This is a genomic window from Bradyrhizobium sp. CB82 (assembly GCF_029714405.1).
Classification (GTDB): Bacteria; Pseudomonadota; Alphaproteobacteria; order Rhizobiales; family Xanthobacteraceae; genus Bradyrhizobium.
Genome location: NZ_CP121651.1, coordinates 675,679 through 689,993 on the forward strand (window position 1 = coordinate 675,679; position 14,315 = coordinate 689,993).

13 protein-coding genes and 5 pseudogenes are annotated in these 14,315 nt (G+C 60.6%); 6 read left to right on the forward strand and 12 right to left on the reverse strand.

Features of this window, described 5'->3' with window-relative positions; all coding sequences use genetic code 11:
• Positions 1 to 84 precede the first annotated feature (84 nt).
• The 5 genes from QA640_RS47130 to QA640_RS47150 all read right to left on the reverse strand — a co-directional run bounded on the left by QA640_RS47130 (position 85) and on the right by QA640_RS47150 (position 3,042).
• Entirely contained in the window at positions 85 to 687 is a 603-nt protein-coding gene (locus QA640_RS47130) for a DUF1326 domain-containing protein (protein WP_283043335.1), read from the reverse strand.
• A 179-nt stretch (positions 688 to 866) separates the two neighbouring features.
• On the reverse strand, positions 867 to 1,061 hold the full coding sequence (locus tag QA640_RS47135; RefSeq protein ID WP_283043336.1) for a hypothetical protein: 195 nt from the start codon (positions 1,059 to 1,061) through the stop codon (positions 867 to 869).
• 60 nt (positions 1,062 to 1,121) lie between these two features.
• Positions 1,122 to 1,286, reverse strand: coding sequence for a hypothetical protein (locus QA640_RS47140; protein ID WP_283043338.1), 165 nt, complete (start codon positions 1,284 to 1,286; stop codon positions 1,122 to 1,124).
• 123 nt (positions 1,287 to 1,409) lie between these two features.
• Entirely contained in the window at positions 1,410 to 1,859 is a 450-nt protein-coding gene (locus tag QA640_RS47145; RefSeq protein ID WP_283043340.1) for a transposase, read from the reverse strand.
• 202 nt (positions 1,860 to 2,061) lie between these two features.
• Positions 2,062 to 3,042, reverse strand: coding sequence for an AraC family transcriptional regulator (locus tag QA640_RS47150; protein ID WP_283043342.1), 981 nt, complete (start codon positions 3,040 to 3,042; stop codon positions 2,062 to 2,064).
• Between the two features lie 331 nt (positions 3,043 to 3,373).
• Here QA640_RS47150 and QA640_RS47155 point away from each other — a divergent pair, with 331 nt between their 5' ends.
• Entirely contained in the window at positions 3,374 to 3,904 is a 531-nt protein-coding gene (locus tag QA640_RS47155; protein WP_283043343.1) for an OsmC family protein, read from the forward strand.
• A gap of 159 nt (positions 3,905 to 4,063) precedes the next feature.
• Positions 4,064 to 4,468 (forward strand): annotated as a pseudogene (locus QA640_RS47160) (globin family protein); the annotation flags it as partial.
• A 153-nt stretch (positions 4,469 to 4,621) separates the two neighbouring features.
• Here QA640_RS47160 and QA640_RS47165 read toward each other — a convergent pair.
• Positions 4,622 to 4,958, reverse strand: a pseudogene (locus QA640_RS47165) (SAM-dependent methyltransferase); the annotation flags it as partial.
• Here QA640_RS47165 and QA640_RS47170 point away from each other — a divergent pair.
• Positions 4,924 to 5,505, forward strand: a complete 582-nt coding sequence (locus QA640_RS47170; RefSeq protein ID WP_283043344.1) for a hypothetical protein — start codon at positions 4,924 to 4,926, stop codon at positions 5,503 to 5,505. The pseudogene QA640_RS47165 and the gene QA640_RS47170 sit on opposite strands and share 35 nt — an antisense overlap.
• A 623-nt stretch (positions 5,506 to 6,128) precedes the next feature.
• On the opposite strand, the pseudogene QA640_RS47175 reads toward QA640_RS47170, so the two are convergent.
• The 4 genes and pseudogenes from QA640_RS47175 to QA640_RS47190 all read right to left on the reverse strand — a co-directional run.
• Positions 6,129 to 7,133, reverse strand: a pseudogene (locus QA640_RS47175) (IS91 family transposase); the annotation flags it as partial.
• A 419-nt stretch (positions 7,134 to 7,552) separates the two neighbouring features.
• Positions 7,553 to 7,747, reverse strand: a pseudogene (locus tag QA640_RS47180) (transposase zinc-binding domain-containing protein); the annotation flags it as partial.
• Between the two features lie 9 nt (positions 7,748 to 7,756).
• Complete coding sequence (locus QA640_RS47185; protein WP_283043346.1) at positions 7,757 to 8,617, reverse strand: site-specific integrase; 861 nt, start codon at positions 8,615 to 8,617, stop codon at positions 7,757 to 7,759.
• A 103-nt stretch (positions 8,618 to 8,720) separates the two neighbouring features.
• Positions 8,721 to 8,852 carry a hypothetical protein gene (locus QA640_RS47190; protein ID WP_283043347.1) on the reverse strand — a complete coding sequence of 44 codons (132 nt, stop codon included), beginning with the start codon at positions 8,850 to 8,852 and terminating at the stop codon, positions 8,721 to 8,723.
• A 252-nt stretch (positions 8,853 to 9,104) separates the two neighbouring features.
• On the opposite strand from QA640_RS47190, the gene QA640_RS47195 reads away from it, so the two are divergent.
• A complete protein-coding gene (locus tag QA640_RS47195) occupies positions 9,105 to 9,350 on the forward strand; it encodes a hypothetical protein (RefSeq protein ID WP_283043348.1) in 246 nt (81 codons plus the stop codon).
• A gap of 960 nt (positions 9,351 to 10,310) precedes the next feature.
• On the opposite strand, the gene QA640_RS47200 is transcribed toward QA640_RS47195, so the two are convergent.
• Positions 10,311 to 11,291, reverse strand: a complete 981-nt coding sequence (locus QA640_RS47200) for an ABC transporter substrate-binding protein (RefSeq protein ID WP_283043349.1) — start codon at positions 11,289 to 11,291, stop codon at positions 10,311 to 10,313.
• A 205-nt stretch (positions 11,292 to 11,496) separates the two neighbouring features.
• Between QA640_RS47200 and QA640_RS47205 the strand changes: the two genes are divergently transcribed.
• The gene (locus QA640_RS47205) at positions 11,497 to 12,387 is read left to right on the forward strand and encodes a tyrosine-type recombinase/integrase (protein WP_283043351.1); all 891 of its coding nucleotides are present in this window, start codon (positions 11,497 to 11,499) and stop codon (positions 12,385 to 12,387) included.
• Positions 12,388 to 12,392: 5 nt separating this feature from the next.
• Positions 12,393 to 12,551: pseudogene (locus tag QA640_RS47210) on the forward strand (transposase zinc-binding domain-containing protein); the annotation flags it as partial.
• Between the two features lie 317 nt (positions 12,552 to 12,868).
• Here the strand turns inward: QA640_RS47210 and QA640_RS47215 are convergent.
• Complete coding sequence (locus QA640_RS47215; protein WP_283043352.1) at positions 12,869 to 14,143, reverse strand: IS256 family transposase; 1,275 nt, start codon at positions 14,141 to 14,143, stop codon at positions 12,869 to 12,871.
• Positions 14,144 to 14,315: the final 172 nt, after the last annotated feature.

Genomic DNA, 14,315 nt, shown 5'->3' on the forward strand with positions numbered 1-14,315 from the left:
CAGCCCGCCTAGAATGGGCAGGAATACAACATCGTAGGGTGAAATGCCCAAACGGCGCCCCGCTGTAGGCAACGCCCGCAACGCTCAGCCTTGCAGCTCGAACAGACCCTGGATGGCGTTGTGGCCGGCGAGGTCGAGCCTCACGCCGATCTCCGGCTGTTCCATGTGGAAGCGAGATGCCTTCGCGACATAAGCCGGCGAGCCGGGGATGGTCGAAAAGATGCTCTCCACGAGCCGCGTCGGCTCGCCGGTCGGGCCGTGGTACGGCTCCATGTCGGCGGCAATACCATCGCCGATACGCAGCGTCCCTTTGCCCTTCTCGACGGTGAAGCTGATCGGCGCACGCCTCGCTGCGACCTCTTCTCCGACCAGCCCGGCGAGGTCAGCCAGCGGGCCACCGAGCTGGCCGCGGAATACCTTGAGCAGGGCCTGCTCCTGCGCGGACGTAGCGCGATCGTCGACATAGCGGATAGCACGCCAGCCGCCTTTCAGCACGTTGCCCGGGATAAATACGGCGACACCGAAGTTGAGCCCCGAGACATCGACGCCTTCAATCTGACCTGACTCAATGCGATAGGCCAAGGCGCTCTGGCAGGTGCCGTTGTCGGGATCCTCGCCGATCCAACAGGGGCAGAGGGTCTTGCAGTCGCAGACCTCGAGAAGATCACCCTTGAGATGATAAGCCATAACGAGTCCTCCCTAGTAGTGTTTCTGAACTAAACCCTAGGCGAACTCCAATTGGGTGAAGTTATCGTATCATACCGAAAATCTAATCTCCATCGGCACCTCCGGCATTTTCTTACTTGGTAGCGCGAAGCGCTCGGCGCATATAGATCAGCGCGAACTCGCTACACTCGCCCGCCGGCTCATGGGAGATCCATGGGATCGAGGTTATCGAAGTCCTCGTCGGGGATTTTGTCAGCCCTTCGGTTCAGGCGAGCCGCCGCCGCCTCCAGCTCCCCATCGATCACGCAGTAGGTCTCGACCCTGTCGGCCTTGTCCAGGTGCTTCTCGATCAGGCGCCACAGCTCGACCCTGAACTCGTATTTGCTGAATGCCATCCGCTTTACTCCGCGCCGCCCCTGGATCTCTTCTTAGCGCGAAGCGCTCGCCGGACAGGGCTACCGTACTCCTAGTTCCCTTATCGCCAGCTCGGAAATCTGCACCGGGTCTTGCACGCCGGTTTGCGCGATCTCGATTATCTTCTTGGCGATCATCTCAGCTATTGGGTCGTTGCTGTCGACAATGCCCACAGGACGCAAGGTTTTTTCATAAGCCATGGTCATGCGGCAGGTTTCTTCCGGTCCCACCGGCATGTTTTGCGGCAACCTAGAGATCGGCATGGCTCAGGAACCATCACGTGGCAAAGTAGGACATTTGGTGGCTGCAAGCCACCGTGATGCCGTGCTCTAGGAGAAAACAGCGCATCTGATTGATGATCGCGGTTCGTTGTCCCACCAGACGATAGCGCACGCGATGCAACGCTGCAGATCGAGCTGCTCATCGGTTTTTGGCGGTAGGCACCGCGTCGTGGGGCGTTGCACGGCTTCAGCGACCGCATGCGCATCTCGAAAATCATTCTTGTGGGTCTGCCGGAAAGACTTGGCGTAGACCGGTGGCACTTGCCTCACGTCGTGGTCGAGGGCGAGCAGATCGCGGGTCACATAGTGCGTTCCCATGCCTGCCTCTATCCCGATCAAGCATGGCGGCATATTCGCCAGCCGCGACACAATTTTGGCGCGCGCTACCTTCTCGCGCAGCACAATTTCTCCTCGGGCATCGAGGCCAACTAGGTGCAGTATGTTCTTGCGCGGATCGATACCAATGGTAACGACTGCGGTGTCAAACTTGCGCGGCATGGCGTGGCTCCTTCTCCTGACTGCCCCACAAGCATGCTCGCTGGTTGGGCGGGAGCACGGCCGGTCCATCCCATTCTCGGACATTGGGCCGCGGCGCTTTAAGCCCGCTGTTTCTGGTCCTCCGTTTTAAAGCTCTAGGCTCCGTACGACGACGAAGTACTTGGTACGAGCGGGCTCAATGCGGCGTCAGTTCACAGCCCTTCTAAGACTCTGATCGCCACTGGCTCGGAGAGCGGCCGACAAATTTTTTGAATGCTCGGCTGAATGCAGCTTCGGACTCGTAGCCGATTTCATGAGCGATGGCGGCAATTTTGACACCGGGATCCGCTAGGCGTTTGGCTGCAATCTGCATCCGCCATTGGGTCAAATACTGAATTGGCGGACAGCCCACCAAATTAGAGAATCGATCGACAAGCGTTGAGCGCGAGGCGGCGACTTGAGCTGCAAGCTCCTCCAGAGACCAGGCATGTGCGGGGCGCGCGTGCAATAGCGTCAGCGCGCGACCAACCAGAGGATCACGCAATCCCGCGAGCCAACCGGTGCTGTTGTTCGCAAGCTGATCCATATGCAACCGGATCACCTCGACGAACATCAGTTCGGACAGGCGGTTGAGCACGCTTTGGCTTCCGGCGCGTTTGTTGACTGTCTCCGAGGTGGCGAAAAGGATGAACTGGTCGAGCAAGCTTTGTGACGCTTGTAAGGCGTCACGCCGCAGCCGCATGAATCGCGGCAGTGAGTCGAGCAGCGGATTGAAAGGGCGCACGTCGCAACTGAAGAACCCGCAGATAATGTGGGTATCGCTGGCACCCTCGCCACCGGTTCGAAGTGCAAAAGGCAACGCATTGCTATCCTCAGGCCGGCGGTGCATGTCCAGGTTCGGTTTGGCGCGCATGCCCGGTGCACTTGATATCACATGCGCGTCACCATGCGGTATGACAGCTATGTCCCCTTTCTCCAATTTGACCGGCTCGAACCCCTCATCGCCGATGAGTGATATCCAGCACGAACCGTGGGTGACGACATGATATTCGATTGCGTGCTGGGCGCCGGGCGTTACCTCGTTAGCGATCTGCGCTCCGGGCGGCGCTTCCGCAACCCATGGCGATTTGGCGGTCACGTCGAAAAAGACCGACCCGGATAAGCGCACGGCGGAGAGGATATCGGACAATGCGTCCGAGCTCATGGACATGACCTCCGACATTTGGGCCGCCCGCGACCAGGCCTTTGGCGACTAAAGCCGCGATCAAACAAGAATGATAGCAACTCTGGATGCGCGAGCAAGAAATTCGGCAGCGCAATCATTCAGCGGTGGGCGTGAATGACTTAGGTATCACACGAAGGTCGTACGCGCCGTGCGGCCTAGATCGCCCTTCGGCGATGTGTGCAACTCGGAGAGTTTGAGGAGATCCATCATGACTACAGAGATTGAATGTCATCCGCCCGCGGCAGCAAAGCCTGCAGCGGACCCAAAGGTACCCCAGAGCACCACCGTGAACGGCATTGATACCGAAAGATTGTCCGCCACCATCGAAGCGATCAAGGCCGATGCTTCTCTCGCCAACTTCCAATTCAGACTTTCCAACCAGTGGGTTGCCGGCGGGGAAAACCACTCGCGCATCGACGACTTTTACGGCGTCGGTCAGGAAATGCGGCACAAGCAACCGTTTTTCCTCGTCAGCGACGAGCCGGAAGTGCTGCTTTCCCAGGACCGCGGGCCGAATGCGGGCGAGTACGTGCTGCACGCGCTCGCCAGTTGCTTAACCGGCGCTCTGGTCTATCACGCGGCGGCGCGCGGCATTGCGGTGAAGGGCATCGCCACGCGGCTCGAAGGTGACATCGACCTGCAGGGCTTTCTCGGTCTTTCCAAGGATGTCCGCCGCGGTTTTAAGGACATCCGCGTCTTGTTCGACATCGACGCCGATTGCGACGACGCAGGAAAGCAGGACCTGATCGAAATGGCGCAGGCCTATTCGCCGGTGTTCGACATGCTGTCAAACGGCTTGCCAGTGAGTTGCAGGCTCGATGACGGCGCAAAGACCGCGTGAATTTGCGCCGGGGTTCGCGATGCGAATTCCGGCGCTTTTTTCTCGTAGATGGTCGATCACGAACCAACGATATCGGAAATCGCTCCTAGGAATCTGAGCGGCGATCCGTTCGAGCGCAAAACTCAACGCGGAGCAACTATGATGGCCAGCGACAAGCAGATGACATCCGAACAGATCACGCTCGTGCAGGAGAGCTTCGCCAAGGTCGCGCCGATCGCCGATCAGGCTGCGATCATGTTTTATGATCGGCTGTTCGAACTCGCCCCCCAGGTAAAAACGATGTTTCCGGCAGACATGTCTGGGCAGCGACGAAAGCTAATCGCGACGCTGGCCTTCGCGGTGAACGGGTTGGCCAACCTTCAATCGGTGTTGCCGGTGGCAAGCGCGCTAGCCAAACGCCATATCGCATATGGCGCCAAGCCCGAGCATTACCCCGTCGTTGGCGCTGCGCTGCTGTGGACTCTGGAGAAGGGGCTGGGCGATGCCTGGACGGCTGAGGCTGCCGAGGCATGGACTGCGGCCTATGGCGCGCTCTCGTCCCTCATGATCGAACAGGCCTATGGCCGCCCACCGGTCGCCGACTCCCACTATTCCCGGGTGAAGCTGCACTCCAACCAGTCATGTCTGATGCCAGATGTCGGGGATTTATGATAAGTTCAGCGTAGCGGACCTCTTCCTCTTCTCATGAGGAACTTGCATCGGTGAGAAGATCATGCGCTAGAGTCTTGCCTCCAGGATCATGTTGAATGGTGTCTCGGCCGCGCGCCGCACAGTCTTGAACCCGCCCGACGTGATCACTTCGCGAAGTTTCGCTTCGCCAGCTTGTGCGCCGAGTCCGGCACCGACCTCCTGAGATAGCGAGGTCGGCACGCAGATCATGGTCGAGCCGGCATAATACAGTCGTCCAACCGGGTTGAGGTTCTGCTCGAGACTGTCGCCTGCCATTGGCTCGACGATCATCCAGGTGCCGTCTTGCTTGAGGGATTGCCGGATGTGGGCTGGCGCCGGCCGGGTCGCCCATGTCGTGGAGGCAGTCGAAGCAGGTCACGACCTCGTCCCAGCCCTTCTCGCGCCAGGTAGCCGATCAGCTCGGCGAGCGTCCGGATCCCAGAAAGATCATAAACACCACGCGGATCGTGGTGGTACCCACGCGGCAACTCGGCAGCCTTGCGCCGAATCTCGGCAATTTCGGCATCAGTGATGATCGGCATCGTCGGCAGCAATCACCTTCATGCGTCGCCTGGATGTGGCAGTTCGTTGCCGAGCAGCGCAACTGCTCGCCTAATACATCTCACTCGCGGTCGCGGCGGTATCGCTCGGGGTCAGCCGTGACGTTTGACGAGATCGAGACCCGGGCGGTCGCGGCGATCCGCAGCGCGGATCACTTCACCGCATCGATCTTCCTCGGGCGCGGTCAGTACCGCATCAAGAAGCGGTCCACCGTTCTCGCGGCGATGCAAGCCGCGCGCGAACTCGAGAACGATCCCGCTGCCTTCACGCGTCGCGCGATCATTTATGCTATTGCGCCCGACGGCCATGCCACGCTGTTGACCGCCGCTTTGATCGCGAAACTGCTTTCTCTGCTGAAAACGAAAGTGTGACGGGCGGTCGCTGCATCGATTGCGGAGCCTTCATCGACTATACGCCAGCCCATCGATCCCGATAGCCGGCGCCGAAAGGCTTCAGGGCGTGAGGGTCGAAGGCGCTCGTACGCCTGTCGCGGGATGACAGTAACCCGTCCGGCTCAGCGCGGTCGGTGACCGTTTTGAACCTTCACAAAACCTTCACAATGCCAGAAACCAGACTGCCAGAACGCCTCACGCCCCGGGCGACATCAAATCGGAATGGTGGGCGAGATCATCTCGGAATACTGGAGGGTTCAAATAGGTCCCGCATCGCAGATCTCGCCGCAAGTCCAGCGCGGGACCTATTTGAAGCTGGATTGAACGAAGTCGCGTCTTGTGAGCTCGGACCTATGGGGGCTCGATCTAGGTGCCGGTAGGCGCGATTGACCCGATGTCGGGCCCGCGAGCGAGTGTGGCCGCAGATTGCGGCTGATGTTGGCAGCAAGGGTTGCCGCCGTCGATAGCGTCGAACGGCGCGTCAAGCCCAGGCGGCTGATCATCGCCCGTTCGGCGGACGTTGTGAGCGTGCTTGATCCTTCCGACGGAGAACGTCGGCAGGGCAGCGCGTGCATTGGGAGCGGACAAGTCGAGGTCGTCGGTCATGATGTATCGCAGCGAGGTGCTGCGCGTCGCTGCGCTGGCGCACGCGGCAGAGGTCCAATCTCGACCATGCGGCCTCCGCAGATGGGGCACAAGTCGAGGCGGTGACCAAGGAGGATGGCGCAGCGCTCACGATAGTTGACAGCTTCGGCAGGCGGAGGTGGCTGCGGCGCGTCAAGCGCCGCTCGGATGCGCGCGAGTTTGGTGGCGCGGCAGGCGTTCGCCAGGAAACCAAAATGACGGATGCGGCGGAACCCCTTCGGCAATATGTGGAGCAGAAAGCGACGAAGGAACTCCTCAGTGTCGAGTGTCATCACTTTGGATTTGTTGCCAGCGCGATAATCCTTCCACCGGAAGCGGACGTGGCCCTGGTCACAGGTAAGGAGCCGGCCGTTGGCGATCGCAACGCGATGGGTGTAGCGCCCGAGATAGGCCAGAACCTGTTCTGGTCCGCCGAAGGGATGCTTGGCGTAGACGACCCACTCGACCTTGCGGAGGGCGTTTAGATGGCGGGCGAATGCCGCGGGCTCGACGAGGTGTGCGAGATGGCCGAAGAACTGGAGCTTGGTGCCATCGAACGCCGCCTGCAGGCGCTCCAGGAATAGCCGACGATACAATCGTGACAGGACGCGAACGGGAAGGAAGAAGCCGGGGCGACAATGAACCCAGCTTCCATCGGGGGCGATCCCGCCGCCTGGCACGAGGCAATGGGCATGCGGATGATGAGTCAGGGTCTGGCCCCAGGTGTGGAGAATGGCGATCATCCCGGTCTCGGCACCGAGATGCTTCGGGTCGGCGCTAATGAGACGGATCGTCTCGGCTGCTGCCTTGAGCAGGATGTCGTAGACCACCGCCTTGTTCTGCAGCGCGATGGCGGCAACCGGCGCCGGCACGGTGAAGACGACATGGAAATAGGGGACCGGCAGCAGGTCGGCCTGGCGCTCGGCGAGCCATTGGGCGCGCGCGAGCGCTTGGCACTTTGGACAGTGCCGATCGCGACAGGTAATGGGCGACGCCCATTACCTGCCTTATGGGCAAATTCCGTAATGGGGAGTAGACGGATGAGCACACCGGGTTGAACGTGGATTTTAGAGGCTTTCACTCTCCATTACGAACTGCGCTTGAGCAAGGCGCTCAGCTTGTCCGGAGACCAAACGGTCTCTGCTCCAGTGCATTGGCAACAAAGGTGGCGACGACTTGGACCAATCTCAGCTGCAGATTTACGTTGTTCCGGCGTTCGATCTGCAAACAGCCTTCCGAACATTAAGCGTACCCCAACGGGTAATCTCGCAACGCAGCTGTCTCGGTGGCTTCTTTGTAATGGAGAGCAATCGGGCGATTGATCAGCTCAGAAACCCGCGAATGCCGCTAGACTGGCTGCTGAGCTGGTCGCCTGCTCCCCATTAATGGATTTGCCCATAAGACAGCTGTTATAGGCGACGCGGACCAGGCCGCAGTCGTCGCACCGTTCGACGTGGCCGCCGAGCGTCGCTGTGCGACACGCCTCGATGGCCGCCATCACACGGCGCTGATCGGAGGACAGCCGAGGACCCTGCGCGGCACGGAACGCGCCGCCGTGGCGGCGGAGGATGTCCGCCACCTCGAGCACGGGGCGCATATGGGCAGCTCAGTCGGGTGGGATCACCCTGACGGAGAGTTCATCGAATGGGCTGGTCGTGCGGGCGAGCAGATTGGTCGCGACCTGAGCGTAGCGCGCGGTCGATCCCAGGTCGGCATGTCCGAGCAGAACTTGAATGATGCGAATGTCGATCCCGCTTTCCAGGAGATGGGTCGCAAACGAGTGCCGGAGCGTATGGACAGTAATCGGCTTGGCAAGCCGAGCGCGGCGGCGGGCGGCGCGGCAGGCCGCCTGGACGCAGCGGACGCTGACATGTTCACTGGGGTTTTGGCCTGGAAATAGCCACAGCCCCGGTCGGGCTCGCATCCAGTACGTACGCAGAATCTCCAGCAGTCGCGGAGAAAGCATCGCGTAACGATCTCTGCCGCCCTTGCCGTTCTCGATGTGGATCAACATTCGGTTGCTGTCGATCGAGCTCACCTTCAGGCGGACGACTTCACTAACCCGTAAGCCAGCCGCATAAGCCGTCGCCAGCACGACGGGATTGCGCACCCCTGTAACCGCGTCCAGGAAGCGCTCGATCTCTTCGGCACTAAGCACGAGCGGGAGCTTGTCCGGCTTCTGGCCACCGATGATCCGCTCAAATGCCTCCGTCTGCCCGAGTGTGACGCCATAGAAGAACCGAAGCGCGCAGGCCACCTGATTGATGTGGGACCACGAGCGCTTTTGGCCGATGAGATGCAGTTGGTAGGCGCGGACCTGCTCGAAACTCAACCGGTCCGGGGCATAGCCGAAATGGCGGCTAAACTTTGCGATCGCATAGATATAGGATTGTTGAGTCGACGGCGACAGATTGCGGACCGTCATGTCCTCGATCATGCGCTGCCGAAGAGGGCTCATCGTAGCCATCTGGGTCTCCTGTCTTGAGAGGGGTGGTGCGAAGACCAACATCCTCTCAGACAGGACACCTCTGTTCACCAGGCTTGCCCCCACTCCCGCGTAGCGGGTTCGTTCAATCCGCAATATGGACGTCGTAGCAGCCTATCTTGGCAAGCTCCCTGGCTTTCGTGAGGGCCGCTTCGGCGGTTTTCCTGCGGTGCGCCAGTTCGCCGTGCTTGCACATGCCTTTGACGGTGAAACTCATTTCTTCTTCTTCTTTTTGTTCTTTTTCATGGTATCGGCTTGGGCCTGGCGCAGCTCCTGCGCGGCTGGCCGGAAGGCATCTTCGTGGCGCCGTTCGAGCAGGGCGAGATCGGGCCCGAGCTATTCGAGGCCGCCTGCCGCATGGGGCTGAGGGTCTGGTCTCCAAGCACCGCGAGCGCGCCTACAAGGTCGGCCGGTGCGAGCACTGGGTCAAAGTGCAGAACCGCAGTCATCCCGCGATGGAACGTGAGCTATGACCGTCTTCGTTTACGTCAACACCAGCAAGCCGGTCGGCGACAAAGAGCACATCAAGGTGTTCGCCAATCAGGACGCGGCCGAGAAGTGGTTCGAGGAGAACGACCCGAGGGGGTGGCGTTTGAATATGAGGTTCTCGAATGAACTGGATCGGCCGCAGGACCATCTACCTAATGATGGTGATCGTGGTGCTGTTGATCATCTGGCAGATTCTTGCACCGCTTTGGAAGGCCCGCCAGCGTGAGCCGGCGCAGCAGGATATGCGGTGCAACGTCTGCTCAATGGGAAAGGCCGCAGAGTGGTTCCAGCCCCTACTGCGGCCATCCCGGACAAACTAAAAATCGGTACTCAAATCCCTCCGGTGTTCTCACAGTAGAACACCCCTTTCCGAAAATGGATTCCGTACAACTACCGGAGCGCCCATTGCCACTTAAGAGCGGCCGTGGCACGGCTTGCATTCCAGCCCCGAGCTCCCGGCTGCCGGTTCGATTGCGGATCAGAGCGCCGGGAGTGCCCAGGCCCGCCGGCTCACGCTGGCGGGCCTTGTCGTTCACCGCCTTAGCCTGCGGGCGAGCGCAGCCAGCCGTTGGCGGTTGCGCCACCTCGAATACGGTCAGCATTCCGAAGAACGTTGCAGGCAAAGCCAGCCAGCATGAGCGCTTTAGCTCGTCCTTTCATGCAACGGCTTTATTTGCATTGGGGAAAAACTGGCAAATTAACGTTTGAAAGCCGAAAATCGGCGTTTAATCCCCGACCATGTGCGAGTCGGAGGATACTCGTGGGCCTCTACTTATTCCTTATGGCTGCGTGTGCTGTCGGCCTGCTGCTCCTGTCGGCATTCGGCCGATAGGGCCGATACTGAGCGCATTTGTTGCCGCGAATCCTCAGCCAGAGCTGAAACTGTGGGGTCTGGCACGATCGTTTTTGACTGTGCATGGATCGGCGCATTCACTCTGAGCATGGACGTAGTCGCTACTTGGATTTTCGTCTTGCTCATCGCCGCGAGCGTAGCGGTTTTAATCGCTCATGCGATCGACGCAATGCGCTCCTGAGCGGCATCTCATGACGGGCTCGTCTCACCAGCCGGACGTGCGCAAATCTTGCGCGGCGCTGTCTCTCAAGCGGCCGGCATCCGAAACCCTGAACAAAAGCGCCGGTCGAGGATCGTGGCAAATGAGTCCGCTTGGCCAAAACCGGAAGTGGCCTATTCGATGACCTCGTTGGCGCGGGCGAGCACGGTCGGGGGAATCGTGATGCCCAGAGCTTTCGCAGTCTTTAGGTTGAAAACCATGAAGTACTTTGACGCTTGCTCGACTGGCAGGTCAGCCGGGTTAGTTCCCTTGAAAATTTTGTCAATATAGAAGGCGGCGCGTCGATAGAGATCGTTTAGATCCGCGCCATAACTGACAAGACCGCCCGCGTCTACGTTTGCTCTATTTGCGAAGATCCCGGGCAATCGATGCTTCATTTGAAGGTCGGCCAGGAGCGCCGCCTGCGCGGTGTAAAGTGGCGACGATAAGACGAGAACGCCACCGACCCCTTCTCGCGACATCGTTGCGAATGCTTGCTGGATCTCCGAGACAGTTCCGGCTGGAGCCAAAACCAATTTGACTGGAAGCTTTTCGCTAACGGACTGAACCGCGCGTATGGCGGTCGGGTGTGAAGGTGTCGTGGGATTCCAGAGAACACCGATTTGAGCCGCGTTGGGAAACGTTTCCCTCAAAATCTCCAGCTCTTTGACGGAGATCTCGGTAAGGAGCATCGACATTCCGGTGATATTCCCGCCGGGGCGCGAAAGGCTTGCCACATCCCCCAGGCCGACGGGGTCGGCATGCTGAGCGAAGACAATCGGGATCGTTTTGGTCGCACGCCGGGCGGGCTCCACCTGCGTTGAGGCAGGCGCGAAGATAATATCGACATTCATTTGAACGAGCTGGGTTGCGAGATCAAACGTTTGATCAGCCCGCTCTGCCCACCGGAATTCAATCGTAAGGTTCCTACCCTCGATATAGCCGAGATCGCGCAAGCCGCTCCGTAGAGCTTCTACTTCGCTCGTCCAACTGGACGCGGGCCCAAACCCCAGGTACCCGATCCGCCATACCTTTGCCGATTGCTGCGCGCGCGCCACCATCGGCCACGCCATTGCCGCTCCCCCGGCAAGCCTTATAAACTGGCGGCGCTTCATGCATGTTGCCCTTCGCTCAGCGCGCAAGCTTAGGGGGTTTTTGCGCCGGGTCCAACTTGCGAATGTTCGTTCAGGGTCACGGGACTAAACCGCTCGCGCGGTAGGGCGCCGGGACTGGCGACGGAGGCAAGACGATAGCGCAACGGGGCGTCCTGTCTTGAGATCGAGGGGTTCGACAACCTCACTCAAGACAGGAGCATCCCCAATGACCAAGCAGGCCATCAGCCCGTTGCGCCAGCGCATGATCGAAGATATGGCGATCCGCAAGTTCGCTCCAAAGACCCAACATGACTACGTACAAAGGGTCAAGGACTTCGCGGCGTTTCTCGGCCGTTCTCCCGACCAGGCCCAGCCGGAGGACGTGCGCGGCTTTCGGTTGCATCTGGCGTCGATCGGCGCCCACGCGCCAAAGATCAACGCCACGGTCTCGGCGCTGCGGTTCTTTTTCAATGTGACGCTCGATCGGCCCGAACTGGCCAAGCATCTGGCATTCATGCATGAGCCGCGCAAGGTTCCGGTGGTGCTGAGCCCGGAGGAGGTTGCGCGCTTTCTGGAAGCGGCGCCGAGCGTCAAGTACAAGGCTGCGCTCAGCGTCGCTTACGGTGCGGGACTGCGCGTCTCTGAGGTCGTCGCGCTGAAGGTGTCCGACATCGATTCCGAACGCATGATGCTGCGCGTCGAGCAGGGCAAAGGCCGCAAGGATCGCCACGCGATGCTTTCTCCGGTGCTGCTCGCACTTCTGCGCGATTGGTATCGCATTGGCCGCCCGCAAGGCTGGCTGTTTCCGGGATTGAAGCCGGCAAGCCCGATGACGACGCGCCAGCTCACGCGTGCCTGCCACGCCGCGGCCGACATGGCCGAGATTAACAAGCGGGTGACGCCGCACACCTTGCGCCACAGCTTCGCGACCCACCTGCTGGAGCAGAACATCGATATCAGGGTGATTCAGGTCCTGCTGGGCCATGCCAAACTCGAGACGACGGCGCTCTACACCCGCGTCGCCACCAATACCATCCGCGAGGTCATGAGCCCGCTCGATCGCCTCACGCCGCTGACGGCCAAGAAGAACGAGTCGAGGAACACGCCACTGGCCTAAGCCAGGTGGCGCGTCCGAGATTGGAGGTGGCGGATATCTTCCGCCACCATGGAGCGGCATGGCGTCAAGCCAATGCCGGCCATGTCAGCCTCCAGCAGTTGAAGGTGATGTCGGCGATCGAGCGCTGCCGCACGGCAGCCCTCGGCGGCCATGTCGCGCGCTGCGCGGACTGCGCCTATACGACGATTGCCTACAACTCCTGCCTTATGGGCAAATTCCGTAATGGGGAGTAGACGGATGAGCACACCGGGTTGAACGTGGATTTTAGAGGCTTTCACTCTCCATTACGAACTGCGCTTGAGCAAGGCGCTCAGCTTGTCCGGAGACCAAACGGTCTCTGCTCCAGTGCATTGGCAACAAAGGTGGCGACGACTTGGACCAATCTCAGCTGCAGATTTACGTTGTTCCGGCGTTCGATCTACAAACGGGGATGTCCCGATCGCTGTTGAACTACGCCGGGCCGACGTTGCCGGAATGAATGTTACGCGGCCCTCGTGACGTGGGCAACGGGCTTGATCGTCATGCGATCGTGGTGAGCTTGAAGGGCCGCACGCAGAACCGACAATTGCTTATACGCCTTCAATCGTCGGAAGCCCTTGTTGGCCTCGATCATGCCGGCCGCGACCCAGCGCAAGGCCATACCAGCATCCCGCCAGCGTTTGACGTTGCGAGCGACGCGGCGAATGGTGCCCATCATGTTCTCGGCGATGTTGGTACAGGCGAGCGATCGACGAAGCTCCTTCGGCAGCTTCAGCCGGACGACAATCAGGATTTCATCGAGGCCTTCAAGGATGCTGGCCGCTACGCCGGGCCATTGCTGGTCGAGTCGGCGCGCGAGATTGCGGATCAGTTTTTCAGCCTTGTCGGCATCATCGAGCTCCCAGGCCTGGCGCAGCACCCGACGGGTGGCCGCATGATGTTCTTTCGGCAGGCGTTCCATGATGTTGCGCGCCTTGTGGATCTGGCAGCGCTGGATCGCAGCGGCCGAACCGAAGGTGCGGCGGATCGCCTTCGACAACGCCTTCGCGCCGTCGACGATGAACAGTCTTGGCATCGTCGGGTCGAGCCCGCGCGAGACCAGGTTGTCCAGCAGGGCCTGAACCGTTGCGGCGTTCTCGGTCGCCCCTTCCACCAGCGCCAGCGGATGCTTGTTGCCTTCGCCGTCAACCCCGATCGCGGCGACCAGCACGAGATCGTCGCCGAGATGCAGCCCATCGATTTGGACCACCAGAAGGTCGAGCGCGGACAGATCGGCAGCCATGAAGTCGGCCAGCCGCGCCGCCGACAGCGCGACGAACCTCCGCGAGGCCGCCGACTTCGAAACCCCCGATCCGGGCGGTGCCGGCACGTCACCCTCGGGCAGCCGGACAGCGCGGCCGAACCGGCGCGTCGACACATTGATCAGCATCAGGTTCATCGCCCAGCGACCGAGCCAATCCTCCTGCGCCGCCGTTTCCCAGCTCGGGATCGTGACCTCGCGGCCGTCCACGCCCCGGACCCGCGGGCGCTCGACCTCGATCTTGCCGCCGTGGAAGCCGATCCGGCCCCGCGTTCGGCCCCAACGGTGCGCCTGCCGCCCCGCATCGCGACCGTGGCGCGGCCCGCAGGCCGCCGTGACATCCGCCTCCATCATCGTGCCGAGCGCCTCGATCCCTGCCGCAAGGCAGAACCGATCGAAGCTCGCCCGCACTTCTGCAAACGCTTCGTCCACAGCCCCGGTCGCCGGCGAACCAGCCGGTGTGATATCTCTCGTCATGGCGTTGCTCTCCTTTGTGGAATCAGCACCCCGAGCCTACCGGCTCAAGGTGGGCAACGCCGACATCTTCAGAAATTCAACAGAACCCGGGACATCCCCTCTACAAACAGCCTTCCGAACATTAAGCGTACCCCAACGGGTAATCTCGCAACGCAGCTGTCTCGGTGGCTTC

What these genes read in the sequence shown, in the direction of transcription:
- QA640_RS47130 (WP_283043335.1), bottom strand. Translation starts at nt 687, where the DNA reads ATGGCTTATCATCTCAAGGGTGATCTTCTCGAGGTCTGCGACTGCAAG.
- QA640_RS47135 (WP_283043336.1), bottom strand. Translation starts at nt 1,061, where the DNA reads ATGGCATTCAGCAAATACGAGTTCAGGGTCGAGCTGTGGCGCCTGATC.
- QA640_RS47140 (WP_283043338.1), bottom strand. Translation starts at nt 1,286, where the DNA reads ATGACCATGGCTTATGAAAAAACCTTGCGTCCTGTGGGCATTGTCGAC.
- QA640_RS47145 (WP_283043340.1), bottom strand. Translation starts at nt 1,859, where the DNA reads ATGCCGCGCAAGTTTGACACCGCAGTCGTTACCATTGGTATCGATCCG.
- QA640_RS47150 (WP_283043342.1), bottom strand. Translation starts at nt 3,042, where the DNA reads ATGAGCTCGGACGCATTGTCCGATATCCTCTCCGCCGTGCGCTTATCC.
- QA640_RS47170 (WP_283043344.1), top strand. Translation starts at nt 4,924, where the DNA reads ATGTCGTGGAGGCAGTCGAAGCAGGTCACGACCTCGTCCCAGCCCTTC.
- QA640_RS47185 (WP_283043346.1), bottom strand. Translation starts at nt 8,617, where the DNA reads ATGGCTACGATGAGCCCTCTTCGGCAGCGCATGATCGAGGACATGACG.
- QA640_RS47190 (WP_283043347.1), bottom strand. Translation starts at nt 8,852, where the DNA reads ATGAGTTTCACCGTCAAAGGCATGTGCAAGCACGGCGAACTGGCGCAC.
- QA640_RS47195 (WP_283043348.1), top strand. Translation starts at nt 9,105, where the DNA reads ATGACCGTCTTCGTTTACGTCAACACCAGCAAGCCGGTCGGCGACAAA.
- QA640_RS47200 (WP_283043349.1), bottom strand. Translation starts at nt 11,291, where the DNA reads ATGAAGCGCCGCCAGTTTATAAGGCTTGCCGGGGGAGCGGCAATGGCG.
- QA640_RS47205 (WP_283043351.1), top strand. Translation starts at nt 11,497, where the DNA reads ATGACCAAGCAGGCCATCAGCCCGTTGCGCCAGCGCATGATCGAAGAT.
- QA640_RS47215 (WP_283043352.1), bottom strand. Translation starts at nt 14,143, where the DNA reads ATGACGAGAGATATCACACCGGCTGGTTCGCCGGCGACCGGGGCTGTG.